Here is a 25260-nt window from a genome sequence, read left to right on the forward strand (position 1 = left end):
AAAAATGACACAAAAACATATTACCCTCATCACTGGTGCAAGTAGGGGAATAGGTTTCTCTACAGCAGAATACCTGGCCAAGCAAGGACATCTGGTAATTGGCCTAGCACGTCACATTCCAGAAAAACCCTTTCCTGGTCAATTTGTCACAGTTGATTTGAGCGATCGCCATGCCACAACAGAAACTCTGGCTAATTTAACCAACCAGTATGCTTTTGATGGAGTTGTGAATAATGTAGGGATAGTACAGCTACAACCACTAGAAGAGGTGACACTGGATAACTTAGATGCAGTTATTGACTTAAATTTGCGTGTGGCGATACAAACTGTTCAAGCAGTTGTGCCATCAATGAAGGCAAAAAAATGGGGTCGTATTGTTAATATTTCGAGTATTGCTGCTTTGGGAGCGCAAGACCGCACCAGTTATACTATAGCTAAAGCAGGAATGATCGGTTTGGCTCGTACTTGGGCTTTGGAGTTGATATCGAGTGGAATAACTGTTAATACTGTTGCTCCTGGAGGAATAGAAACAGAAATGACTAAACGTATTTGCCCACCTGGCAGTGAAGTTGAAAAGCGATGTATAAGTGGGATACCAATGAGACGTTTTGGTAAACCTTCGGAGGTAGCTGCAACTATTGGTTTTTTCTTTTCTGAAGAGGCAAGTTATATTACTGGGCAAACTCTTTTTGTAGATGGTGGTTGTAGCATTGATGTACATCCTTATTACAAAGGAAGATAAATTATTGATTCCTAATTTGTATCTAATCAATTAGAGATTTAATTAAATATTTAAAGATTCGGTAAAGAAACTCATTTTTTTTTAAAGATTCAGTAAAGAAGCTCTTTTACACTTGACCTGAGAAAAACAGTTATGCCAGTATATTAACAGAGAGGTAACGGTGTATGAAACTTATTTATCAATGTTGTATTTTGTGCAAATAAAAACGATTTTTTAATGAAAGCAATTTGATTGAATTAGATTGTAAAAGGTAAAACCCTATAAAGATAAATCATACACAATATTTAAGTGAATTTGCATTAAAAACTATCCCCATAAGTAGCTAATAGGGAATAGGTTTTGGGCAATTTTTATTTTGATTAAATACTTCGGTTTTTTCTACCTCTCTACTTACAAATTATAGATTGACAAATATTATGAACATCAAAACAATATTACAAAATGCCACCCTCAGCACAGCAGCTCTAGGTTTAATTTTCATGCCACGGACTGCTGCAGCAGCAGACCTAACATTCTACGACACTTTCGGACCTTCAAATTGCTCATTTTTCTGTACTACTCAGGAGTTGTGGAAAATAGATGCTCAAATAGGTGGTAATACGAAGGAACTATCCATCGGCTCCCCAGAAACTGGAGTTATAGCTGCTGACACTGCTGACTGGGTGTGGTCAAATGCTACAATTTTTGACTGGCGCTTACAATGGGATAACATTGACGAAATTGCCACCTTTATCATTTCTGGGGAGAATGGGCAAAGCGAAACCCTGATTTATGACCTTGCAGGGATTTCCCCTGTGAATGGAATGCAGCTTACTACTTTTGTCAGAGAAGAAGATCAAAAGTTGGCTGCAGGTACTAGCATCAACTTAACTCTTAACAGTGTTAATGGGGAGTCACTGGTAGCTCCAGCTAATGCAAATGCAACTAATACAGAGAATGCTGCTGATTCTCAAAACTTATACATTGCTAGCGATGCGTTTATCGACGGTTTTGAGTTGGGGGGTACAGTCAGTTTTGATTGGTCTACATTTAATCCGCAAGAGACAAATGCTAACTCCCGAGCCTTCTTTCAGTTTGAAGCAAACTATGCTGATTTAAACTTCCTGGATAATTATGGGTTAAAAGGAGAAACGGTGAGTACCTCTAACTATACTGCCTATACAGAAGTTCCGGAACCTACAAGTATTCTTGGGTTACTGACTTTGGGTAGTGGCGGTTTACTTACTAAGTTGACATCCTCTAAGAAAAATTTAAAGTAAAAAGAAGACTAGGAGTATTTGGGAGATAAGGAAGCTTTTTCAATTTGAAAAAGCTCTCTAACAGACTGTTAATGAAAGCGGAAAATTTGACTAAAATTAACGTCTTTCTTCCTTGTCCGTTTTGGTCTCCCAAATACCCTCCTGAATGACAACTATTTCCTGAATTAAAAAATAGCCCTACCGAAATTCCCAGAAAAATTCCCAGAAAATATTAATTTACCTGATGGGGAAGTTGTCTTACTTAAACCATCAAATCATTAAAATTTAACTATTCAAACGCACAGGTGAAATTCCAAAGGCAATCAACTGTGGCGGAATATCCCGCAGTACAGGCAACCGCAAAAAAGCAGGAATAGTAAACTGCTGATTTTGATTCAGCGCACGAGCAATAATCCTTTTTTGAGCTAACTCCTGAAACAATTGAATAACTCTAGTTGGAAACTCTCGTTGTCGCTGCACCTCTGCCAAATCCCACAAATGCCAACTTCCACGTTTGAGGGGTTCGCTCAGAATATTTGTGGTAACAACTGCATCTTGAATAGCATAGTTAATACCTACACCACCCACAGGTGACATGACATGAGCAGCATCGCCGATGAGCAGTAAACCTGGTAGATACCACCTAGGAAGGCGACTCGACTCTACAGATAGAAAAGCAATATTAGACCAATCTTCTAGTAGATGAGCACGATCGCTAAATTCTGGCACTAACTCAACCAAAGACTTTCGCAAAAAATCTATACCAGCATTACGCAGATTTGCAAAAGCACCCTTAGAAATCATATAAGCTACTTGCCAGAAATCTGATCGATCGAGCAAGACTATCATCTTACCATTACCGATGCGACCTGATAAACCATCAGTTTCCTCTGGCTTGCGTGGCAAACGAAACCACATCACATCCATTGGTGGAGAAGTTTTAATTGGTTCAAACCCTGCTAATTGACGCATTCGCGAGAAACGACCATCTGCTCCCACTGTTAATAATGCTCTAACTTCGTGCCAACCTCCATGACCGCGATAACGCACCCCACGCACTACTCCATCCTCTTCAATAATTTCCTGGACGTTTGCACCCATGATTAAATTAAAATTGGGATATTGTTGCGCCTCAGTAGCAATAAAATCTAAAAATTTGGCTTGTGGCAAGATAGTAATATAGGGATATGGAGTTTTTAAGCGACTGAAGTTAGTGAGAGTAATGTCTCCAGTGGGAGAATTTAACTTGAGTGTCCGAACTTTGGAATGGGGTAACTCTAGCAAACGGTCAGCTAAACCTATTTGCGCCATTATTTCCATTACGGAAGGATGAATAGTATCTCCTCGAAAATCGCGATCAAAGTCTTGATGTAATTCCAATAAAGTAACTGGGATACCTTGACGTGCTAACAATAATCCCAATACAACTCCTGCTGGACCACCACCAACTATACAACAAGTTGTTTGTTGTACATCAATAATTTCGTGGGTATGATTAGTCATTTTATTTAAGTTTTTCTTTTAATTGATTTAACTGTTCGGCAGTTAGTTTAATTTCTACTTCTAATAACTGCTTGGCATCCTGAAATAAGAGAATATTATTTTCGACAAAGATTTCGGGATTATTCAGTTCGATTCTTTGATATTGAACTTTTGGTAATACAACTCGAATTACCAGTTTTTGTTGAGACTGTGGAAAAATATATAATTCCTGACGAGTATGATGTAGTGCTAATTTTTGCACAGTTGTATTACTTTCTGTGGCAGAATTAGGTTTCTGCCAATAAAGAGTAATGCCACGGATTTCTGGTTGAGAAATGAGAAATATTTCATCAAATCTTTGTGGTTCCCAATCAAGTTCTGAAATATCTCCACTATCAGGAATTAGTCGTTGTCGCCAAGTAACTTCTTTTCCTTCTAGAGCTGCCCACCATTGACGAATAGTATCTAGATTCTTGGGATTTTGTGGATTATTACTGCCGAGTTGCCAAATAGTTTGAAGTTGCATAATTTTGCAGATAATTATTAACTACAAATTAATTACTAAGAGACTGTTTGTCAAATAAGTCGAATCAGAGATGCGTAGTGATTAAAACCTCAAAGCAGTAGTACTTCAAGAGATTTAAATTTGGTAGATACCAGAGGTAGAAAAGTACATTATATTCCCAGATTTTTAACTGACAAATAGTTGTCTTGATTTCTTCCTCCCTATACTCTATTGGCTATTCCCTGTTTCCTATATCCTTTTTATATTTCCTTGACAAACAGTCTCTAATATAATACAGCATTTCTCACTAACCGTGAGGTACGCTTGTCTTTTTTCTTTCCTGTTTCCTATTCCCTCAAACTGATAATTTTTTATACCATTTTAAAAAAAGGCAGTTACATCTGATTTTTTGATTTCTTCCTACAATAAAAAAATGGAAACCCCATGAATTCTATAAATTCAACCTTTTTTTCTCTTTTTTATCATGTTTTTTTTCCTGTTACCTGTTCCCTATTCCCTGTTCCCTGTGTTGTGACTGTAGCAATATTTTATGGAATTGGTATTACTTTAGTAATGTGGGAATTGCTAAAGATACTACCTGGTCATTCCTTGGCCATGGCAAATTTTAAAATTTTCTATTATAATATTACTTAATGGTAAATGGGGGGGGAGAAAATTGGAATCATAATGCTCAAAAATACTCACCAACTATTTACCAGTTTCTCAGGTAAGTCTCAGATTTTTCAAAGACTATCTTAATATCAATTGTAGATACTTTGTAAGTGAAGATTGAAATTAATTAATTGGAGTATAAAAATCATGAAAAACATCAACAAAAAATTAGCTTTAGCTACTGCAATGACTGGTGTATTAGCTGTTGGTATCGCTACTCTAGGTAGTAATCAGGAAGCTCTTGCTGGAAAAGAAGGTATGGAAAAATGTGCTGGTGTTGTTAAAGCTGGCATGAATGATTGCGGTGCTAATGGCCATACCTGTGCAGGTATGGCTAAGAAAGACTCAGATCCTAACGAGTGGATCTATGTTCCTGAAGGTACTTGTGAGAAAATTGTTGGTGCAAGAATCTATGTTCCAGAATCTTAATATATATTAGCTAAAAAGTTAAGTGATTATTGCCAGGTATTTTTGAATAAATTCATGGTTTAAAGATAATGAGAATAGAATAGAGAAGGGGATAATTTTATCTAATAATACATAGACCCCTTTTCCTCTATTTATTTCCCTTCAATTAAATCAACTGAAAACTTAAGAATGCCATATTTTTTTCATAAAAATAGTTTATGACAACCGATTTACAATCTAAAAAATTAGAACTTGATATTAGTCCGAAGTTGCAAATAAACCGAGATTTATCCTACATTCAATCAGCATCAATTAAAGGTGCAGGAATTGCTTTACGTTCCCTCCATTATCAATATATACTTACTCAAAAACCTAAAGTAAATTGGTTTGAAGTTTTATCAGATAACTATTTTTGTGCAGGTGGTTTGCCACTGTTTCATTTAGAAAAAATTCGTCAAGATTATCCAGTTACTCTACACGGAGTAGGAATGTCTCTCGGGTCAACAGATCCATTAGATTTAGATTATTTAACTCGCTTAAAAAATTTAGCAGCAAAAGTTGAACCAGATTTAATTTCCGACCATTTATCTTGGATATCTGTTAATGGTCACTATCTTAACGATTTAATTCCTCTTGTTTATACAGAAGAGGTAATGGATTTTGTGGCAGCCCGAATTCTGCAAGTACAGGAATTTTTAGGAAGGCAAATTTTGATTGAAAATCCCTCCCCATACTTAAGTTTTACAGATTCAACTATGTCAGAATGGGAGTTTATTGAGGGATTAGTTAAAAAAGCAGACTGTTACTTACTTTTGGATGTAAATAATCTTTATGTTAATGCCATAAATAATGGAATTGACCCTCTAAAATATCTAGATGGTATCCCAAAAACAAGAGTTAAACAAATTCATTTAGCAGGTTACGAAGAAAAAGAAAATTATTTATTAGATACCCACGGTTATCCCGTACATCCTCCAGTCTGGGAATTATATCAAGAAGCATTAACAAGATTTGGTGCTGTACCAACTTTAATAGAATGGGATACTGATATTCCCAGTTTTGAAGTATTAATGGCAGAAGCAAATAAAGCTGAAAAATTATTAGAAAATGTAAGGTAATGGAAGCGATCGCTCTACAAAACTTATTTCTGCGAGCTGTGTGGGAAAGAGACACTATTAGCATAGAAGAATTAAGCAAACATATTAAAGCACCGAATAATTTAGCACCTGCGGAAAGTTTAGCAATTTACCGAAATAATGTTGTTGGTAATTTGAGTAATACATTAACCTCAATTTATCCTATTTGCTGCCAGTTAGTCGGTGAAAAGTTTTTTAATGCAACTGCATTAAAATTTATTAATCAGTTTCCTTGTTTATCACCAGATTTAGGAGATTATGGAGAACAATTTTCAGATTTTCTTGCTAATTTTGAACCTGTAAAAAATTTACCCTATTTACCAGATGTAGCACGTTTAGAATGGCATTGGCATCGCGTTTTTTGTGGTGAAGATACAAAGGGTTTGGATTTCCAAGCTTTGGGTGAAATTCCTCAAGAAAGATGGGGGGAGTTGATTTTTTATTTACCAAAAAATAGTGTACTTTTAGAGTCTGTTTATCCTATCCATCGAATTTGGCAAGTTAATCAACCTGATTATCAAGGCGATGAGATAGTAAGTTTAGATGAAGGTGGGGTAAAAATATTTTTATGGCGACAAAATTATGATATGCGAATTGATTTACCTAATGATGAGGAGTGGGAATTATTAACTGCTTTTCAAGGAAATTATCCATTTGAAAGTATATGTGAAAAACTTGTCGATGTTGAGCCTCAAGTAGATGTTGGTTCCTTACTCCCATTGTTTGTTCAACGAGGTTGGATTACTGATTTTTCTATTGATAATATTTAAGCATTCAGCAGTTAGCTACCAGCTATCAGCTTTTAGTTATTAACTCCCAGAGAAGTAGCAAGTAGTCTTTTCAGCAGAATTCAAAATTATGGATGAAATTAGTAAACTAGCTAACTTTAGTAACTTATTATATTCATGCATCTGAATACTGAGTGCTTACGATAATATTGACTAAGTAGGTATGTGTAATTATAGCGATTTTAACTTGATGAATATTAATATGTAAAAAGGAGTAGAATTTCACCTGATTTTTTAAGAAGAAATAAATTGTCAATTATTAAGTAGTTTAATGCAGATATTAGTATCTAATAAATAGCTCACAATAAAGGTTCTCTTTCCTGATATTCTGGTTGAGGTCAAGGTTCATCTTCCCAACCTCTTATAACCTCTTCAAAAAATCCCCGTTGCCATCCTTCATCTTTCGGCTTAATTTCCCCCTCAAGTTCTAAAGCTTTCTCTAAGCGTTGATATCACGGAATTTTTTTATGAAGTTTGTGGCAATATCTGGTGATTTTACCCACAACTAAAGCTATCAGTATAAAGACTGTTGTATGAATTTGCCTCTTGGCAAATATCCAGATTTTCAGATTGAGAAAATATAGTGGCAAAAGTCAAAAGTAATCTATGACTGAGTTTAATCATTTAACAATCTCCTATTCTAATGCTTCAATTGCTATAATACTAAGCTATCGCTCACTTTGATAATCATAAATAGGTAAAAAATTGAAAAGTAGGGACGTTCCATGAAACATCCCTACGGGGTTGACTGTTCGCTGTAAAATTAATACCTCTTCCCCAACCCCTCTCCTGGGAGGAGAGGGGAGAAGGAATATTCTTCTCCTTCTCTTGTAGAAAAGGGGGTGGCGGCGTTAGGTTATACTAAAACGTTCCGTTACGACGGATTGCTAAATCTCTTTCCGAGTATAAATTTCAGCCGTATAATACACCCTACAAGTTTTGCTCCTGACTCCTGACTCCTGACTCCTTCTTCAGTAATAATTCTGTATCGCCTTCACCTCTAACGCTTCCGACTTCAACGCTCGGATCGCTGCTGCCGTCGCTTTCGCCCCCGCAATAGTCGTAATTAAGGGTATTTTATAATCCAATGCACTCCTTCGAATTTTAATTCCATCTGCACGGGCTTCCTCTCCAGAAGGAGTTATAATAATTAACTGAATGATTCCATTTTTAATTCCATCCAAAACATTAGGTCGCCCTTCATGCAACTTCAGCGTTAAACCCACATCTAAACCATGCAAACACAATACCTTCCGAGTTCCTTCAGTTGCCACCACTTTCAAACCTAAGTCAATTAAATCTTTAACCACAGGTACAACGGCTTCCTTATGACGATCGCTCATCGACACAAATACTGTTCCCTCTAAAGGTAATTTTTGCCCTGCGGATAACTGTGCTTTAGCAAAAGCTTTACCAAATTCAACATCAATACCCATTGCCTCACCAGTCGAGCGCATTTCAGGTCCTAATAAAGTATCTGTACCAGGGAATTTAGCAAATGGTAACACTGCCTCTTTCACAGAAACATGAGCGGGTATCTGTTCCTCTACAAAACCCAATTCTTCTAATTTTTTCCCAGACATGACTCGCGATGCCATTTTTGCCAAGGGTGTTCCTATTGCCTTAGACACAAAAGGTACTGTTCGCGATGCGCGGGGGTTTGCTTCCAAAATATAGACTGTTTCCCCTTGTACTGCAAACTGAATATTCATTAACCCGATAACATTCAACGCTTTTGCTAGAGCAACAGTCCATTGGCGAATTGTTTCCACCGCAGCAGGAGCTAAAGTTTGATAAGGAATGGAACAAGCAGAGTCTCCAGAGTGAATACCTGCCTCCTCAATATGTTCCATGATGCCACCGATAACTACCTGGCCTGTCGCATCAGCAATAGCATCCACATCTACCTCAATAGCATTTACCAAGAATTTGTCAATTAAAATTGGATGGTCGGGTTCCACCTGTACCGCAAAGGTCATATAACGTTCCAACTCTTGGTCAGAATAAACAATTTCCATTGCTCGACCTCCCAAAACATAGGAAGGTCGTACCACTACTGGATAACCAATTTTCTGCGCTACTGCTAAAGCATCCTCAAAACTACGAGCAAGACCGTTTGCTGCTTGACGAATATCTAAATCTCGTAAAATCTTCTCAAACCTTTCCCTGTCTTCAGCAGTATCAATAGAGTCTGGAGAAGTTCCCCATATTTTGGTTTGACTCTCTCCTTCCTCTAAATATTTTTGCAGGGGAACAGCTAATTTTAGAGGTGTTTGTCCGCCAAACTGAACAATAATTCCTTCCGGGCTTTCTGCCTCAATAATATTCAGTACATCCTCTTTAGTCAAAGGTTCAAAATAGAGGCGATCGCTTGTATCATAGTCAGTCGATACAGTTTCTGGGTTGGAGTTAACCATTATTGTTTCAAACCCATCCTCTCCCAAAGCATAACTAGCATGACAGCAACAATAGTCAAATTCTATTCCCTGACCGATGCGGTTTGGTCCCCCTCCAAGAATCATTACTTTGCGTTTTTCAGAGGGTAAAATTTCTGAGTCTTCTTCATAAGTAGAATAATAGTAAGGTGTCAGTGCCTCAAATTCTGCTGCACAAGTATCCACCGTTTTATAAGCAGGTTTAACTCCCAAACTCAACCGATAACTTCTAACTTCATCTTCATTAGTCTTACTGCAATAAGCAATTTGGCGATCGCTAAAACCTTGACGTTTAATATCCCACATCTGCTCTTTTGTCAATTCATTCAGCGAAGTGCGTTTAATCAATTTTTCTGTCTCTACTAACTCCTGCAGTTTATCCAGAAACCAAATATCTATTCCAGTCAACTCATACACTTCTTCTACAGTCATTCCCAGTAATAAAGCATGACGGACTGTAAACATTCTCTCTGGGTTAGGCGTGCGTAACCCCGCTCTTACCTGTTCTAAACTGGGTACTTTTTCCCAGCGATCGCCACCAAAACCACCTCTACCTGTTTCTAGTGAACGCAAAGCTTTCTGGAACGACTCCTGAAATGTGCGACCTATTGCCATTGCCTCGCCAACCGACTTCATCTGGGTAGTTAATACTGATTGGGAACCAGGAAATTTCTCAAAGGCAAACCTGGGAATTTTCGTAACTACATAATCAATAGTAGGTTCAAAACTCGCAGGCGTCTTTTTCGTAATATCATTCGGAATTTCATCCAGACTATAACCAACTGCCAACTTTGCTGCCATTTTCGCGATGGGAAAACCAGTTGCTTTTGACGCCAAAGCAGAAGAGCGACTAACCCGTGGGTTCATCTCAATTACAATAACATCCCCATTCACCGGGTTCACCGCAAACTGAATATTTGACCCCCCAGTTTCCACACCTATTTCCCGAATAATTTTAATCGAAGCATCCCGCAGTCGCTGATATTCCTTATCCGTCAACGTTTGCGCCGGAGCAACAGTAATAGAGTCTCCTGTATGTACCCCCATCGGGTCAATATTTTCAATTGAGCAAATAATCACCACATTATCTGCTAAATCTCGCATTACTTCCAGTTCGTATTCCTTCCAACCAATTAGGGATTTTTCCACCAAAATTTGAGACACCGGACTAGCATCTATGCCCGCTTGTGCCATAACCTCATATTCTTCTTGGTTATAGGCAATACCGCCACCAGTCCCCCCTAAAGTAAAAGCAGGACGGATAATTAGAGGATATGTTCCTATTTGTTGAGCGATCGCCTTGGCCTCTTCCCAATTACTAGCAATACCAGATGGACAAACTTCGATACCTATCCGGCCCATTGCTTCCTTAAACAATTGACGGTCTTCAGCCATTTCAATCGCTGGTAATTTTGCCCCGATTAAATCAACGCCATATTTGGCTAAAGTTCCATTTTTTGCCAGAGAAACTGCTATATTCAAAGCAGTCTGACCGCCCATTGTTGGTAATAGGGCATCCGGTCTTTCTTTAGCAATAACTTTTTCTACAAGTTCTGGAGTTAGAGGTTCAATATAGGTACGTTCGGCAATTTCTGGATCTGTCATAATTGTGGCAGGATTAGAATTTACCAACACTACCTCGAATCCTTCTTCCCTAAGAGCTTTACAAGCTTGTGTTCCACTATAATCAAATTCACAGGCTTGGCCAATTACAATCGGACCAGAACCAACCAGTAGGATTTTACGTATATCTTGGCGTCGCGGCATAGACTTATTTTTACTTCAGAATTAAGACTTAATCCAAAGTATTTTAATAGTTGGTATAGTAGTTGTGTGACTATATACAGACCAATTTTATATTTGATTGTTATACCCATTCGGGTATCAATCGTCACTCAGAATACCAGATTATTTTAAATTTTGAAGAGCTAAATTAAAGAAATGGATAATCCAGAAATTTTAATATTATGTGTAGTGGGTATTCTTTCGATTTTTGCTGGAATCTTTGATTGGGGCTGGTGGATGAACTCTAGTAAAGCCAGATTTTTTGTAGGTTGATTTGGTAGAGAGAGCGCGCGGTTATTTTATGTGATACTAGGACTATTTTTTATGATACTGCCATTTTTTATATTATATAAATAATTAGTTATAGAGCATTGCTGATTGGATAATAATATTCAATCTTTAATAAAATCTATAACCAAAGACTCAGAAATGCTGATTATTCTATAGGAAGTTGCACATTACGTTTGTTGATAAAATTAATTTGATTCTTAAACTTTATTTAGATATGCAATATGCCCAGAAATCCTGATGAATTTGCTATACACCTATTACTAGAAGGTGGCGCTCGTGAAGAAGTACGTTTTCCTACTCTTAAAGATTTTCAAACCTGGTACAGTGGCGTTGTAGTTCCAAAGCATGACTCTCAAGAGTTTGTGAATGTACCTATTAAGACTATTCAAGGAGAATATATGGTGGTTCGCCCTTCAGCTATAATTGCCATTAGAGTTGAACCTATATTTAATTCTAGTGTGGAAAGATTTTAAATGAACTCTCAGGTCATAGGTATTGATATAGGGGGAACAGCAATTAAACTGGGATGTTTTGGTATGGATGGAGTATGTCATCAATCTTTGACTATACCAACTCCTAAACCTGCTACTCCAAAAGCAGTTATTGATGTAATAGAACAGACAATATCTATTCTGAGAAAAGAACAGGCAGACAACTTAGGAGCCATTCAAGGAATAGGTATTGGAGTACCAGGTCCTGTTGATGGTGAAGGTAGAATATCTAGGATCGCAATAAACTTGGCTGATTGGCAAGAGGTTCCTCTAGCCGAATTGTTGGAGAAAAAAACTGGTTTACCAATAGTTATAGCTAATGATGCTAATTGTGCTGGCTTAGGAGAATCTTGGCTAGGGGCAGGTAGTCAGTTTAAAAATATGATTATGCTTACCCTGGGTACCGGTGTTGGAGGAGCGATTATTTTGGATGGCCAATTATTCGTGGGTCATCAAGGTACGGCTGGAGAGTTGGGGTTAATTACTTTAAATCCTGATGGACCTGATTGTAATAGTGGTAATAATGGATCTTTAGAACAATATGTTTCTGTTCAAGCGGTTCGCCGAGATACAGGAAAAGAACCTTTAGAATTAGCCAATTTAGCTTTAGCTGGGGATAAGTTTGCCCTAGAATTTTGGCAAAACTACGGACGAATTTTAGGAGCAGGGTTAACAAGTTTGATTTATATCTTAACTCCAGAAGCAATAATTATTGGTGGTGGAATTAGTGCTGCATCAGAACTTTTTTTGCCTGTAACTAAGGTGGAAATTGAACGACGAGTTCTTTTTAGTTCTTATTTAAACCTACAATTATTAACTGCCAAATTAGGTAATGAAGCTGGTATTGTGGGAGCTGCTAAATTAGCTTTGACTAAATTTTTAGATAAATAATTTGAGAGTTGTTAGGTAAGCATTTAGCTATTAGAATTAGAATTTAACATTTTCTCTGAAATTTTCTCACACAGTATTGAATCAGAGCATGAGGGTTAGGGGGTAGGGAATAGAAATAATTTTAAGGGATTTGTAGTCAGATAATTTTATCTTAATCTCTTAATAATAATTCTTTTAACAAAGGCAATTATAAATTTTGCTACGCAACATGAAAGGTGGTAGTATTGGGGAATCTAATAGACTGATAGATGACAGATGAATGTTTAGGTTTTGGGAAAAAGATAATAAGAAATAGGGTATGCTTAATTATAACTAAGTTAGGTGTATTTAATATCAAGTATATTACTATCAAATTCTATCATGGAAAAGAATACCCAGTTACTTTATTGATAAATTCCGAAACTTTTTTATAAGCTTCTGGGTCACTATTAGGGTTAATAATAATATCTTTTGTACTATCTGGTAACCAGAAAGTTATTCGACCATTAGGTTCCCAAGCAAATGTAGTAATACAACTCAAATTTATCAACCATTCATGGCGGTCATAAATAATTTTTACCCAGAATTTATTATGAATTTCATACCCTATTTCTATATTTTTTTTAATATATTCTAGAACTAACTGATAGTCATGTTCGGAATTTTGCTGATTTAATATGATTGGCTGACTGCTATTTGGCAACCAAAAAGTTATCCGCTTATTTTGCTGACAAGAAAAAGCAGTAATACTGTCAAGGTCGATCAAGTATATACTTCTTTCATAATTTATTTTAATCCAGTAGGCCACAGGACCCCCTAAAATCTTTGATTTCTTGCATTTCCCCACATCCTGCAAGTTACCCTAAAAGTCTTATAAACATTATTTATTTAACCTTGATATTGTCAGTCAGTATCTAATCAAAAAGATTTCTTATTTAACAAAATGTTAGCAGAAGTCACTACCTAAAATCTTATCAAGAAAGCAAGATTTTAGGGGGAAATAAATGTCAAGTATTGAATTAACTGTAGTCATACCTCCTTTATTTCTGTAGTTAGGTATTCTCGGTCTGTATTTGATCTTTTCTTATTTATAGAGTTTAAAGAGACCATAATAATAGTTAAATGATTTAGGTACAATTCTGAGTTTTTTTATGCTGCAAGTTGAGATGTAAAACTTTTTCGTTTTTATCCCCCGATTAAAACACTGAGACTTTCAACGGAGGCTTTTCCTAAATAAATATTAGTCTGATTCAGGCTCTAAAACTCGATCAAAACAATCAATAAATATGCTGAAAAAGACATTTAACCAAATATTTATAGTTGTTATAACTAAGATATATAACCTGTGCTAACTACATTCTCTTGGGTAGCTTCAGCATTATTTACAGATAAATCATCACAATTTTCTTGTTGACTAGCTGCTAGGAAAAAGCGATGAAAGAGAGGGTGGGGACTGCTAGGTCGAGATTGAAATTCTGGATGAAATTGAGTAGCAATAAAGAAAGGATGAGTAGGAAGTTCAATAATTTCTACTAGCCTACCATCAGGAGATGTTCCACTTACAACATATCCTGTTTCTAAGAACAAGTTCCGGTAAGCATTATTAAATTCATATCGATGTCTATGGCGTTCATAAATTACTTCTTGTTGATAAGTTTTAAATGCTAATGTATCCCCTTGAAGACGGCAAGGATAAAGTCCCAGTCGCATAGTGCCACCCAAGTCTACTACATCTTGTTGTTCTGGCAATAAATTAATCACTGGATTTGGTGTTTGAGGGTCAAATTCGGCACTATGGGCAGCATCCAATTCTGCTATGTTGCGTGCCCACTCAATTACTGCACATTGCATTCCTAGACATAACCCCAAAAAAGGAATTTTATTTAGTCTGGCATATTGAACTGTAGCTATTTTCCCATCAATACCTCTCACACCAAACCCACCTGGCACAATAATTCCATTAGCATTTTCTAGATAGGTCTTGGCTCCCTTGGCCTCTACATCTTCAGCATTGACCCAATGCAGATTTAAGTCCACACCAACAGCGATGGCTGCATGACGCAATGCTTCTACCACTGATAGATAAGCATCACTGAGTTGAATATATTTACCTACTATGGCAATTTCTATAGTAATAGCAGTAGATGAGTTGCCCTGGTTCGTTTGTATTTCTTCTTTGTCTCTATGGTAAAGACGATTGACCAAAGTTTGCCACTGGTTAAGATTTGGTTGGCGTTGCTCCATTCTTAATAATTCTAGAGCTTGGACTGCTAATCCTTCTGTTTCTAACATTAGAGGAACTTCATAGATACTTTGGGCATCTTGAGATGTAACTACAGATTCTACAGGTACATCACAGAACTCGGACATTTTTTCCTTTAAGCTTTGACTAAGTTGGCGATCGCATCGACAGACCAAAATATCTGGCTGAATACCAATGGAGCGTAATTCTTTAACAGAATGTTGAGTGGGCTTAGTTTTCATCTCCCCTGCAGAAGCAATCCAGGGGACCAGTGTTACATGGACATACAAAACGTTATTTCGTCCCACATCTTTACGAAATTGACGAATTGCTTCTAAAAATGGTTGAGATTCGATATCTCCTACTGTCCCCCCTATTTCTGTAATTACTACATCTGGATTGGCATTTCTAGCAACCCTATGTATTCTTTCTTTTATTTCGTTGGTAATATGGGGGATAACTTGAACTGTTCCCCCTTGATAGTCCCCTCGTCTTTCTTTATTAATTACTGCCTGATAGATTGAACCTTGAGTAACACTGTTGAGGCGAGACATTGAGGTATCTGTAAATCGTTCATAGTGACCTAAGTCTAGGTCTGTTTCTGCCCCATCTTCTGTGACAAACACTTCTCCATGTTGGAAAGGACTCATAGTCCCTGGATCTACATTGATATAAGGATCTAGTTTGAGAATGGAGACGGAATAATCCCGTGATTTAAGCAAACGACCTAAGCTTGCTGCTACAATTCCTTTACCAATACTAGATACTACTCCACCAGTTATGAATACAAATTTAGTCATAGGTTTTTTTTAGAAGGATAGAAGGAAGTTGTAAACTGTAGATTAGTCTCACTAACTTATACTAGCCATGCTTTTGGTATACCCTGCTGTTGGGCATAGCAAAGGGAATATTGGACTAGACTCATCTATATTACATTTTTTCTATCTCATATCTTTTTTAGGGAATTATCAAGAATTTACTAATCTCTAGCTTTGGCAAAAGTACCATATACAGTAATTAAAAACTATAGCGCTACAGTTAACCTAACTATTATCCCTTTCTATCTCATATCTATCTTAGGGGGTCGTTGCATAATCTAGATAATTATGAATATTTACACTACTTGTTCTCATTCCTGTTGATTAGAATTACTTCCCATCCCTAAAAAATCAAATCAGAGCCGCTAATTTCAGCAAAAGTATCCTAATATACTAATTAGGACTGGTCGATTAACTCTTAAAGTGTTTACAGATCAAGCCTTGAGCCTTTATCTAGCCAAAAGACACAAGCTTTTCAGTCCCTAGAGCTGCCAAAATTGATAATTTTAGCAGATAAAGGCACAAAAATCAAGGGATAATTGCTCCTCCTACCACCTCCATAATTTCCATTTATCCTGATTTATAACTTCTACCCTCACTCATAAAACTCTTTCAGCAAAACTTAATTAAAAACTATAGTGCTATATTTAATCTAAGTTTTATCCTTTTCTATATAAATATCTAGTCTTTAACAGTGTAAATTATAGTTGATAATTAATCAATTCTATTTAAAGCCTCTCCTAATAATTGATAATTAGATAGAATTTCCATTATCCATTGTTAAAGAGGTAATTATTCATTATCGATTAATGAAATAAATAATAATTATTGGCAAGATAAATTATCATAATCTAATAACTAAAAACTATAGCGCTATAGTTAATCTAACTTTTATTCCACTAAAATCTATAAACGCGAAACAAACTATCTTCAGTGGTGCTGATCGTAAGTCGAGTTAAAAATTTAAGATTTAATTTTTGCTAACTAAAATTTAGCCTTGATAGTGAAAGAGTAATCTCCACCAGGTTCTAGTTGATAATCCCACTTTTCTAAAAACCTACCTAGAGGCTCTTGAATTAGGGCGCGGCCTTGAGAAGGTTGAATATAGAGAGTTTTTCCCTGTCTAAAACGCCATTTAAAGTACCAACCAAAAGCACCAGCACTAACCTCTCCTTCGATAGTGCCTTTTTGCCAAGAGTGGCGAGTTACTCTGACATAAGCAGTAGTTTGTGGTAAACCCTTAGAACTCATTAATAGTTATCAAGTCAATCTTTCAATCACTCAAAAATTATTTCTACTGGACTGACACAGCTAAACTCTGTGCATTAGGGCGGATTTATTTGATTCAATATTATCTATTAATATGTATTAATTTGAACTGGAACCAGCTATTACTATTTCAACATTTGAGTTGTGTCACTGAACTACAAATCTTGATAGAAAACCTTGAAAATACTTTTTGAATATTTAATTAATCTTCTGATAGCATAATAGTCCTACTGTTATAGAGACTCATCGCTTTTTCGATTCCTTGTTTGAGAGAAAGTTCTACTGCATCTACAACCAGTTCCAACACTTGAGTCATTAATTTATTTTCTGTGGGGCTAAACTTTCCTAAAACATGACTAATAGTTTTTGGGTCTCCACTTTCAGCAGTAACATTTTTTGGCTTACCAATACCTATTCGCAAACGAGGAAAATCTTGGGTTCCCAAATGAGCGATCGCCGACTTAATTCCGTTATGGCCACCTGCTGAACCTGACAAACGTAGTCGTAGTCGCCCTATGGGTAAATCCATATCATCATATATTATCAGGACAGAAGAAGGTGGTAGTTTATACCAATCTACCACTGCACGAATTGCTTGTCCCGACCTATTCATATAAGTTAAGGGCTTCAACAAGTAATTTTTTTCAGCTTTTATGCTTCTGCCTTCTCCAAATTCTGCTTTAAATTTACGATTTTCTGATAAAGGAATTTGCCATATATTAGCTAGATTATCAACTGCAGCAAATCCTATATTATGTCGAGTTTGATTATATTTTGGTTCTGGGTTTCCTAAACCTACAATTAATTTAGGAATAACTAATTTTTGCCCAGGCGCAACCTCTTTCATTCACTTAAAATTAAAAATTCTATCCCAACAGTATAATAATCTTTTAGATTGGCTCAGGTGATTTTTTTCTACTTTTGCAAATTAGCTTTTCTGGGATATATCTGTGGGAGAAGAAATATTTACGACTTCCTTGGGTTCTGATTCAGGTTGATATTTACTTGGTTGAGGTACTTCTTCTAACTGTTTTGCTTCCCGTTTAAATTCATTTTCAAACTCTTTAGCTCCTGCCTTAAAACTATTGAGAGCCTGTCCTAAACTACGACCAATTTCTGGCAGTTTCTTCGGACCAAATATTAAAAGAGCTACTACCAGAATAACAATCATTTCTGGGAGACCAATGCCAAATATATTCATCTTGTTTTACTCCTAAAAATTTACTTGCAGTTGGCATAAAATTGATAGCTAGGGCTGAAGAAATTCAAGTTAACTAAATTTCTTAGCCCCACTACCTAAATTTAATTTATTTAGTTAGACTTGCCCAGTCAACATCTACATTCTCTAACAACAAGGAAGAGTTGTAGATTTGTAAAATAATCAACAAGAAGACAAAGAATAAGCCCATAAAAACGGCCATTAATGGTGTAGTTCCCCAACCGGGAGATACTTTACCATACTCTGAGTTTAAGGGTTTGAGGATGTCTCCTAATCCAGTTTTTTGTGACATAATTTTCGATGTAATCTATTTTCAGCAGAAAATTTTAATGTTTTGTAATATTGTATATGTATAACACTCATAATTTTAATGAATTATATGGAACCTGCAACAGTTCTTAGTATTTCGATAGCTGTAATGGTTGTGGCCATTACAGGTTTCTCTGTTTATACAGCCTTTGGACCTCCCTCAAAGGAATTGGCCGATCCTTTTGATGACCATGAAGATTAAGGGTTAATGGCTATAGAAGGTAAGCTGTCACAGATATACGGATATATTGTAGATAGCTGACCTAACTTTGGTAGATACAGGTGTCGCGATTACTGGCACAGAAATTATCAAATTCTTCAACCATATTGACAGCAAGAATTTAACTTCTGACTGCTTCTATGGCTGACCTAACTTGAAAGATGTCCCTAAGAGGTATCGCTTGATAGAGCTGGGATTACAGAGACTTAATTCAAGAACAGAAAATAAGAGCTAATTCAGCTAAAGGGTAAATTAGTAAGGTTGTCGATATTATATGTTTGATCTGGGGAGTTGCAGTTATAGGTAATTGTCACAGCACATTGACAGAACAATTGGGATTCAAGCCTCCCACTTTTAGGGCAACTTTTTATATAATTTTTTACTTACAGCATTCGGTATTGACAATACTCACCTTAAATTCCAATTATAGCAAGACTTTTGAGAATTTATATCATGCATCCCCGCTTCAGCATCAGATGAAACTTCAACCCTCTGAGAACCATTTACTTGGTATTAATCCTCGTACCTGTTTCTTGTATTCTGGGGAATATCTGCGCTAAGATAAAGATTTGCTTCTTGCCGAGGAACTACCTCTGACAAAAGAGTTTTGCTAAAGTAAATTGTGTCACCGAGCCAAACCCTAACAACTCAAGCAGACGAGTATGTTAACAAAAAGCAGTTAAGATGATTTTTTAAACACTTTATAGTTTTAGTTTAATGGGCAACATATTTGGACATTTGTTTCGGGTAACAACCTTCGGTGAATCCCACGGAGGAGGAGTAGGAGTTATAATTGATGGTTGCCCACCAAAGCTAGAAATAGATGTCAAAGAAATTCAATATGAGTTAGACCGTAGACGTCCAGGACAAAGCAAGATTACCACACCCCGTAAAGAAACTGATACTTGTGAAATACTGTCTGGGGTATTTGAAGGTCAAACCTTGGGTACACCAATTATGATTTTGGTGAGAAATAAGGATGCTCGTCCCCAGGATTATCAGGAGATGTCTATTAAATATCGTCCATCTCATGCTGATGCAACTTATGATGCTAAATATGGTATTAGAAATTGGCAAGGTGGGGGGCGATCTTCGGCCAGAGAGACAATTGGACGAGTGGCTGCAGGGGCGATCGCTAAAAAAATTCTGCAACAATATTCTGGTGTGGAAATTGTGGGGTATGTGAAGCGGATCAAGAATTTAGAGGCTATTGTAGATCCAAAAACAGTAACTATAGAACAGGTAGAAGGTAATATTGTTCGTTGTCCAGATACTGAATGTGCAGAAAGAATGATTGAATTAGTGGAAAAAATCCGGGATGTGGGAGATTCTGTGGGAGGTGTGGTAGAATGTACTGCCCGGAATGTGCCAAAAGCTTTGGGTTCTCCAGTATTTGATAAACTAGAGGCAGATTTAGCTAAAGGTGTAATGTCCTTGCCAGCGAGCAAAGGATTTGAAATTGGTTCTGGTTTTGCAGGTACTACTCTGACAGGTAGCGAGCATAATGATGAATTTTATACAGATGAACAAGGTGAGATTCGCACCGTGACCAACCGTTCTGGAGGGATACAGGGTGGTATATCTAACGGAGAAAATATTGTATTGCGGGCTGCATTTAAACCAACTGCAACAATAAGGAAAGAGCAGCGGACTGTTAGTCGTGAAGGTGAGGAGACATTTCTCGCGGCCAAAGGAAGACATGACCCTTGTGTTTTACCTAGAGCTGTGCCTATGGTAGAAGCAATGGTGGCTATAGTTCTATGTGACCACTTATTACGTCATCATGGACAATGTAAGAGCTTAAGGTAAGAAAATTTGTATGGAAACTAAACCTTCTTCTGTAGTGCTAACCCAAGATAATATTGATTATGCTAAGTTATCTGAAAATCTAGGGGATTTTGTAGTTAAGTTCTGGGGAGTGCGAGGTAGTGTTCCGACTCCTGGAAAAGATACTGTTAGATATGGTGGAAATACTTCCTGCATAGAAATGCAAATCGCTGATAAGCGTTTGATATTTGATGGAGGTACTGGGATGCGAGAACTAGGAAAAGAATTAATGCAAGAAACTCCAGTAGAGGCTTATATATTTTTCACTCATTATCATTGGGATCATATTCAAGGTTTTCCATTGTTTACTCCTGCTTTTACTAAAGGAAATTGTTTTCATATCTATGGAGCAATTCCTCCAGAAGGGGAGTCAATGAAACAGCATTTTATAGATAGAGTATTACATTATAACTCTCCTGTGCCACTCAAAGGTATGCAGGCAGACTTGCGATTTTATGAACTCCAGCATGGGCAAAAAATGATGCTTCATGGTATAGAGATTGAGACTGGTTCCCTAAATCATCCTAATACGGCAATGGGATACAGGGTGACATGGAATGGAAGGAGTGTGGTTTATTGTTCTGATACGGAGCATTTTCCTGATGGTTTGGATGAAAGTGTGGTTAATTTGGCACGGAATGCTGATGTACTAATCTATGATGCTATGTACACTGATGATGAGTATCATAATCCCCAGTCCTCAAAAGTTGGTTGGGGACATTCGACTTGGCAGGAAGCAATTAAGGTTGCTGAAGCTGCTGGGGTGAAGCGAGTGGTAATTTTTCACCATGAACCAACTCATAGTGATGATTTTTTGGATCGGATGGCAGAAAAAGTAAAATCAGCTTTTCCTCTGGCAGTTATGGCCAGAGAAGGTTTAGTTCTGCCAGTAGGGATTTAATATTGGAAATTAGTTTAGTACAGACTTAGTAATAACTGTTTACGATATTCTTTACTTACAGGATGGTCATCTCCTAAGATGTTAAATATCGCTAATATTGCTTTGCGTGCGCCGTCATCTTTATATTTACGATTCTTGCTGACTATATCTAAAAATAATTTCAGCCCTTGTTCATAGTTATCTGATAATGTCAAGCTACAGGCTTTTGCATAAGTTTGATCTATTTCACTTTCACCTGGATTTTCTGATTCCTGTTTAAAGTGAATTAATGCTTTTACTGCCTGTACTTGGGGATAAAATTCCCGGTTATTCTCCCCAATAGTTTCAATCAGCTTTTCTGCTTCTTTTAACTGATTTAATCTTACTAGAAACTTAGCAGCTTCTATGATGATAGTAACATTATTAGGATATTTGTGAAAGAGCCGATCTAAAAGATTTTTTGCTTGTTCAAATTGACCAGATTTTGTTAGATTTTGTAGTTCTTCTATATCTGTTTCTAGTTCTGAGTGAAGATTAAGTTCTCCTAGAAAATTTCGTAGTTTTGGTTCTGAGAGAACTCCGACAAAACCTGGTTTAACTTCTCCTTGAGTTACAACTCTTACATCTGGTACTCCTTCTATACCATAAGTTTGAGCTAAGTCTGGACTCTGATCGACATCAACTTTGGCTAGGATAAAGTCATATTCTTGAACCAACTTTTCTAAGATTGGTTTTAGCATTTTACAAGGACCACACCAAGTAGCGTAGAAGTCTACTAAAACTGGTTTTTTGTAGGAATTTTTTAAGACTTCGGTAGCAAAGTTTGTATTGTCAGCTTCTATAGAGATGCCCATTGAATTCTTAGAATTAGAATATTTTGTGTTATTAACTATTATGTCGGACTCCAGCAAATTTTTGGGAATATGAAGTTAAATTTTTCGATTATTTTAAAGACCTCGTCCTTAAGGGCGGGGTTGTAAATTAAGAATTAACAAATTTAGCTATAAGTTTCAGTTCTGATAAAAAAAAGATTAATTTGTCTGATAGTTATACAGAATAAATATATAATCATTTATTTTTCTTTTTATTTTCAGCAAAAAAAATCCTAGCAGTAATGAAATGAGCAATTGAATCGGAGAATTTTACAAAAAATATCATCTCGGGTTTAATTATTATAAAAAATACTATTTCTCAATAGTAATGCTATATTTGATTGCCATCTTTCCATTTACACATAACAAGTTTGGGAGTTAGGAGTCAGAATTCAGGACTCTTGAGTCATTAGTTCAATCAGAAATGGGTCTGAAATAGGGAGTATTTCCTGCCCATAAAATTTGGTATTAGATACACACCTACAGCACTGTCAAAAATAGCACTATTTTTGATCGATAGTATTCAGATATAGCAATCCTATTTCAATTGTAATATTTTTTTGGTAGTTAGGAGTCAGGAGTCAGGAGTCAGGAGTTAGGAGTGAGAATTTTGAAGGTTTTTCATCAATCTTAACTATTATAAAAATTCTCACAAATCATTTAGGATTGCTATATTCTTCTGTTCTCTATTTCTTATTCCCTTTCAACTCAATTTTTTTGTCCTAATTAAAAAATGCACTGTTATAAATATTTTATTGATAAATCTCAAATAAACAATGTCATCAAGAAATAGTTCAAATTTGAATACCCCTGAAGAATATGCTAACCTTGCCAGCATATATGCTCAAGAAAAAAGATGGGATTTAGCAATTCACAACTACCAGCAAGCTATTGTGCTAAGACCTAATTGTTCTTGGTATTACTATCACTTAGCACAAGCTTTATATGAACAAGAAAATTGGGATAATGCTATCAAAAATTACTACCGCGCCATTACGTTAAATCATAATTTTTCTTGGTCTTATTATAATTTAGGGAATGCTTTAAGCAAATTAAAACAATGGGAAGAGGCGATTTATGCTTACAAAAATGCAATTAAAATAGATCCTAATTTTCCTTGGTCTTACTACAATTTAGCCAATGCCTTAATAGAATTACAAAAATGGGATGAAGCTATATATAACTATCTATATGTCATCCTATTCCTGACAGAATTACCAGGAATTTACAGTAAATTAGGAGATGCTCTAGAAGAAAAATATCAGTCAAATTTAGATGAAGTAATTAAAGATTACTGCCAAGTTATTCAACACTTGGATGAATATTCTCTTGAGGATAAATTATTACAACTTTTACAACAAAATCCTAATTTATCTGTACAAGTAGCAAATGGTTTAACTAAAGCTAGTAAAATTAACGGGGCAATTATTTTCTATAAAAAAGCTTTAGAGTTTAATCAAGATGACCTAAGGATTTATGAAAAGCTAAAGGAAGTATTAGATAAAAAAAATCAGTTAGAACGAGAAATATTAGAACTCAGAAAAGAAATACAATTAAACCCAAATAGTAGCTCTTACTATAATCTAGGTATTGCTTTAACTCGACAACAAAAATGGGAGGAAGCAGTTATTGCTTATCGTCAAGGTATTGAAATTAATCCAGACCTATCTTGGTGGTTTTATTACAATATATGGGAAGCTTTTGCTAGGGAAGATAAACTAAGAGAAATACTAACTTTTTTCGAGATATTTCAGAAAGCTCATCCAGATTCTTTTTGCTCTTACTTGAATGTAGGAGAAGCTCTAACTCGTTTGGGTAAAATTGAGGAAGCTATACCTTATTATCAAACTGCTTGTTATCAGCAAACTAAGAAATTTTACCCTGACTTGGTGTCTCAACCCTCGAATTTAGAAGCAGCGCAAAGACCTAATTTTATAATTATTGGAGTTCAGAAAGGAGGTACTACTTCACTTTATAGTTATCTTACTCAACATCCACAAATTATTCCTCCGATTAAAAAAGAAATGGATTTTTGGTCTTGGAAATTTAATGGATCAATTAATTGGTATCTAGCTCATTTTCCAGGAATTCCAGAGGGAAAAAATTTATTGACTGGGGAAGCCAGTCCTAGTTATTTCGACCATCCGAATGCTGCTAGGAGAATTTACCAATTTTTCCCAAAAATTAAGTTGATCATACTATTGAGAAATCCTGTAGATCGAGCTATATCTCAATATCATCAATGGCTAAGATTAAATTGGGAAAATCGATCTTTAGAAGAGGCAATTGAATCAGATTTAGAGAAACTAACAAAAGCTCCTGAAAAAGTTAATTATTGGATGAAGGAATTAAATTATTTAGCAAGGGGAGTATATATTGAGTTTTTGAAGGAATGGATGAGTTTATTCTCAAGGGAACAGTTTCTTATTTTGAAAAGTGAAGATTTTTATGCACATCCTGAAGCTAGTATGCAGAAAGTTTTAAATTTTTTAGATTTGCCAGAATATAAGCTATTAGATTACAAGAATTATAATGCTGGGAATTATTCACAAATTGACCCATTAATCCGTAGAAGGTTAAGGGATTATTTCGGAGTTCATAACCAAAGATTAGAAGAATATTTAGGGATAAAATTTAATTGGGAGTAATCTCAGAAATTGTTTGTAAAGGAAATATAAAAAGGAGATAGGGAACAGGGAACAGGGAACAGGAAACAGGGAACAGGGAACAGGGAACAGGGAACAGGGAACAGGGAATAGAG

22 protein-coding genes are annotated in these 25260 nt (G+C 36.2%); 11 read left to right on the forward strand and 11 right to left on the reverse strand.

What is annotated here, in order from left to right:
• Window positions 1-4 precede the first annotated feature (4 nt).
• Together ACP6PL_RS00220 and ACP6PL_RS00225 are read left to right on the forward strand one after the other, a co-directional pair.
• Window positions 5-742 carry an SDR family oxidoreductase gene (locus tag ACP6PL_RS00220; protein ID WP_426541315.1) on the forward strand — a complete coding sequence of 246 codons (738 nt, stop codon included), beginning with the start codon at window positions 5-7 and terminating at the stop codon, window positions 740-742.
• A 416-nt stretch (window positions 743-1158) separates the two neighbouring features.
• A complete protein-coding gene (locus ACP6PL_RS00225; protein ID WP_426541317.1) occupies window positions 1159-2001 on the forward strand; it encodes a choice-of-anchor W domain-containing protein in 843 nt (280 codons plus the stop codon).
• A gap of 264 nt (window positions 2002-2265) precedes the next feature.
• Here the strand turns inward: ACP6PL_RS00225 and ACP6PL_RS00230 are convergent, their stop codons facing one another.
• Entirely contained in the window at window positions 2266-3483 is a 1218-nt protein-coding gene (locus tag ACP6PL_RS00230; protein ID WP_426541319.1) for an FAD-dependent oxidoreductase, read from the reverse strand.
• Between the two features lies 1 nt (window position 3484).
• Entirely contained in the window at window positions 3485-3988 is a 504-nt protein-coding gene (locus ACP6PL_RS00235) for a hypothetical protein (protein ID WP_426541321.1), read from the reverse strand.
• Window positions 3989-4786: 798 nt separating this feature from the next.
• On the opposite strand from ACP6PL_RS00235, the gene ACP6PL_RS00240 reads away from it, so the two are divergent.
• The 3 genes from ACP6PL_RS00240 (at window position 4787) to ACP6PL_RS00250 (ending at window position 6953) form a co-directional block, all read left to right on the forward strand.
• The gene (locus ACP6PL_RS00240) at window positions 4787-5068 is read left to right on the forward strand and encodes a BufA1 family periplasmic bufferin-type metallophore (protein ID WP_426541323.1); all 282 of its coding nucleotides are present in this window, start codon (window positions 4787-4789) and stop codon (window positions 5066-5068) included.
• Between the two features lie 197 nt (window positions 5069-5265).
• Window positions 5266-6165 carry an MNIO family bufferin maturase gene (gene bufB / locus ACP6PL_RS00245; RefSeq protein ID WP_426541325.1) on the forward strand — a complete coding sequence of 300 codons (900 nt, stop codon included), beginning with the start codon at window positions 5266-5268 and terminating at the stop codon, window positions 6163-6165.
• Window positions 6165-6953: an HvfC/BufC family peptide modification chaperone gene (locus tag ACP6PL_RS00250; RefSeq protein WP_426541327.1), complete on the forward strand. Its 789-nt coding sequence runs from the start codon at window positions 6165-6167 to the stop codon at window positions 6951-6953. Before bufB ends, ACP6PL_RS00250 begins: the two co-directional genes overlap by 1 nt.
• Window positions 6954-7466: 513 nt before the next feature.
• On the opposite strand, the gene ACP6PL_RS00255 is transcribed toward ACP6PL_RS00250, so the two are convergent.
• Together ACP6PL_RS00255 and carB are read right to left on the reverse strand one after the other, a co-directional pair.
• Window positions 7467-7595: a hypothetical protein gene (locus ACP6PL_RS00255; protein ID WP_426541329.1), complete on the reverse strand. Its 129-nt coding sequence runs from the start codon at window positions 7593-7595 to the stop codon at window positions 7467-7469.
• A 347-nt stretch (window positions 7596-7942) separates the two neighbouring features.
• Window positions 7943-11173: a carbamoyl-phosphate synthase large subunit gene (gene carB / locus ACP6PL_RS00260; RefSeq protein WP_426541331.1), complete on the reverse strand. Its 3231-nt coding sequence runs from the start codon at window positions 11171-11173 to the stop codon at window positions 7943-7945.
• Window positions 11174-11703: 530 nt separating this feature from the next.
• On the opposite strand from carB, the gene ACP6PL_RS00265 reads away from it, so the two are divergent.
• Together ACP6PL_RS00265 and ACP6PL_RS00270 are read left to right on the forward strand one after the other, a co-directional pair.
• Complete coding sequence (locus ACP6PL_RS00265; RefSeq protein WP_426541333.1) at window positions 11704-11955, forward strand: hypothetical protein; 252 nt, start codon at window positions 11704-11706, stop codon at window positions 11953-11955.
• A complete protein-coding gene (locus ACP6PL_RS00270) occupies window positions 11956-12864 on the forward strand; it encodes an ROK family protein (RefSeq protein WP_426541335.1) in 909 nt (302 codons plus the stop codon).
• A 358-nt stretch (window positions 12865-13222) separates the two neighbouring features.
• On the opposite strand, the gene ACP6PL_RS00275 is transcribed toward ACP6PL_RS00270, so the two are convergent.
• From ACP6PL_RS00275 to psbH, 6 genes are all read right to left on the reverse strand, one after another.
• Window positions 13223-13651 carry a hypothetical protein gene (locus ACP6PL_RS00275; protein WP_426541337.1) on the reverse strand — a complete coding sequence of 143 codons (429 nt, stop codon included), beginning with the start codon at window positions 13649-13651 and terminating at the stop codon, window positions 13223-13225.
• Window positions 13652-14172: 521 nt separating this feature from the next.
• Window positions 14173-15885 carry a CTP synthase gene (locus tag ACP6PL_RS00280; RefSeq protein ID WP_426541339.1) on the reverse strand — a complete coding sequence of 571 codons (1713 nt, stop codon included), beginning with the start codon at window positions 15883-15885 and terminating at the stop codon, window positions 14173-14175.
• A gap of 1002 nt (window positions 15886-16887) precedes the next feature.
• Window positions 16888-17154: a DUF3146 family protein gene (locus ACP6PL_RS00285; protein WP_426541341.1), complete on the reverse strand. Its 267-nt coding sequence runs from the start codon at window positions 17152-17154 to the stop codon at window positions 16888-16890.
• Between the two features lie 220 nt (window positions 17155-17374).
• A complete protein-coding gene (gene pth / locus ACP6PL_RS00290) occupies window positions 17375-18019 on the reverse strand; it encodes an aminoacyl-tRNA hydrolase (protein WP_426541343.1) in 645 nt (214 codons plus the stop codon).
• Between the two features lie 81 nt (window positions 18020-18100).
• Entirely contained in the window at window positions 18101-18373 is a 273-nt protein-coding gene (locus tag ACP6PL_RS00295) for a TatA/E family twin arginine-targeting protein translocase (RefSeq protein ID WP_426541345.1), read from the reverse strand.
• 106 nt (window positions 18374-18479) lie between these two features.
• Window positions 18480-18683 (reverse strand): photosystem II reaction center phosphoprotein PsbH, encoded by a 204-nt coding sequence (gene psbH, locus ACP6PL_RS00300; RefSeq protein WP_426541347.1) that lies wholly within the window; start codon window positions 18681-18683, stop codon window positions 18480-18482.
• A gap of 87 nt (window positions 18684-18770) precedes the next feature.
• Here psbH and psbN point away from each other — a divergent pair, with 87 nt between their 5' ends.
• The 3 genes from psbN to ACP6PL_RS00315 all read left to right on the forward strand — a co-directional run bounded on the left by psbN (window position 18771) and on the right by ACP6PL_RS00315 (window position 21648).
• Window positions 18771-18902, forward strand: a complete 132-nt coding sequence (gene psbN / locus ACP6PL_RS00305; protein ID WP_426541349.1) for a photosystem II reaction center protein PsbN — start codon at window positions 18771-18773, stop codon at window positions 18900-18902.
• A 735-nt stretch (window positions 18903-19637) separates the two neighbouring features.
• Window positions 19638-20729 (forward strand): chorismate synthase, encoded by a 1092-nt coding sequence (gene aroC, locus ACP6PL_RS00310; RefSeq protein ID WP_426541351.1) that lies wholly within the window; start codon window positions 19638-19640, stop codon window positions 20727-20729.
• 10 nt (window positions 20730-20739) lie between these two features.
• Complete coding sequence (locus ACP6PL_RS00315) at window positions 20740-21648, forward strand: MBL fold metallo-hydrolase (RefSeq protein WP_426541353.1); 909 nt, start codon at window positions 20740-20742, stop codon at window positions 21646-21648.
• A gap of 14 nt (window positions 21649-21662) precedes the next feature.
• On the opposite strand, the gene ACP6PL_RS00320 is transcribed toward ACP6PL_RS00315, so the two are convergent.
• Window positions 21663-22481, reverse strand: a complete 819-nt coding sequence (locus ACP6PL_RS00320) for a tetratricopeptide repeat protein (protein WP_426541355.1) — start codon at window positions 22479-22481, stop codon at window positions 21663-21665.
• A gap of 794 nt (window positions 22482-23275) precedes the next feature.
• Here ACP6PL_RS00320 and ACP6PL_RS00325 point away from each other — a divergent pair.
• Entirely contained in the window at window positions 23276-25147 is a 1872-nt protein-coding gene (locus ACP6PL_RS00325; protein WP_426541357.1) for a tetratricopeptide repeat-containing sulfotransferase family protein, read from the forward strand.
• Window positions 25148-25260: the final 113 nt, after the last annotated feature.

This window comes from Dapis purpurea BLCC-M126, from assembly GCF_050015975.1.
Taxonomy (GTDB): Bacteria; Cyanobacteriota; Cyanobacteriia; order Cyanobacteriales; family Microcoleaceae; genus Trichodesmium.

Coding starts and splice junctions, on each gene's coding strand:
- ACP6PL_RS00220 (WP_426541315.1), top strand. CDS start 5: ATGACACAAAAACATATTACCCTCATCACTGGTGCAAGTAGGGGAATA.
- ACP6PL_RS00225 (WP_426541317.1), top strand. CDS start 1,159: ATGAACATCAAAACAATATTACAAAATGCCACCCTCAGCACAGCAGCT.
- ACP6PL_RS00230 (WP_426541319.1), bottom strand. CDS start 3,483: ATGACTAATCATACCCACGAAATTATTGATGTACAACAAACAACTTGT.
- ACP6PL_RS00235 (WP_426541321.1), bottom strand. CDS start 3,988: ATGCAACTTCAAACTATTTGGCAACTCGGCAGTAATAATCCACAAAAT.
- ACP6PL_RS00240 (WP_426541323.1), top strand. CDS start 4,787: ATGAAAAACATCAACAAAAAATTAGCTTTAGCTACTGCAATGACTGGT.
- bufB (WP_426541325.1), top strand. CDS start 5,266: ATGACAACCGATTTACAATCTAAAAAATTAGAACTTGATATTAGTCCG.
- ACP6PL_RS00250 (WP_426541327.1), top strand. CDS start 6,165: ATGGAAGCGATCGCTCTACAAAACTTATTTCTGCGAGCTGTGTGGGAA.
- ACP6PL_RS00255 (WP_426541329.1), bottom strand. CDS start 7,595: ATGATTAAACTCAGTCATAGATTACTTTTGACTTTTGCCACTATATTT.
- carB (WP_426541331.1), bottom strand. CDS start 11,173: ATGCCGCGACGCCAAGATATACGTAAAATCCTACTGGTTGGTTCTGGT.
- ACP6PL_RS00265 (WP_426541333.1), top strand. CDS start 11,704: ATGCCCAGAAATCCTGATGAATTTGCTATACACCTATTACTAGAAGGT.
- ACP6PL_RS00270 (WP_426541335.1), top strand. CDS start 11,956: ATGAACTCTCAGGTCATAGGTATTGATATAGGGGGAACAGCAATTAAA.
- ACP6PL_RS00280 (WP_426541339.1), bottom strand. CDS start 15,885: ATGACTAAATTTGTATTCATAACTGGTGGAGTAGTATCTAGTATTGGT.
- ACP6PL_RS00285 (WP_426541341.1), bottom strand. CDS start 17,154: ATGAGTTCTAAGGGTTTACCACAAACTACTGCTTATGTCAGAGTAACT.
- pth (WP_426541343.1), bottom strand. CDS start 18,019: ATGAAAGAGGTTGCGCCTGGGCAAAAATTAGTTATTCCTAAATTAATT.
- ACP6PL_RS00295 (WP_426541345.1), bottom strand. CDS start 18,373: ATGAATATATTTGGCATTGGTCTCCCAGAAATGATTGTTATTCTGGTA.
- psbH (WP_426541347.1), bottom strand. CDS start 18,683: ATGTCACAAAAAACTGGATTAGGAGACATCCTCAAACCCTTAAACTCA.
- psbN (WP_426541349.1), top strand. CDS start 18,771: ATGGAACCTGCAACAGTTCTTAGTATTTCGATAGCTGTAATGGTTGTG.
- aroC (WP_426541351.1), top strand. CDS start 19,638: ATGGGCAACATATTTGGACATTTGTTTCGGGTAACAACCTTCGGTGAA.
- ACP6PL_RS00315 (WP_426541353.1), top strand. CDS start 20,740: ATGGAAACTAAACCTTCTTCTGTAGTGCTAACCCAAGATAATATTGAT.
- ACP6PL_RS00320 (WP_426541355.1), bottom strand. CDS start 22,481: ATGGGCATCTCTATAGAAGCTGACAATACAAACTTTGCTACCGAAGTC.
- ACP6PL_RS00325 (WP_426541357.1), top strand. CDS start 23,276: ATGTCATCAAGAAATAGTTCAAATTTGAATACCCCTGAAGAATATGCT.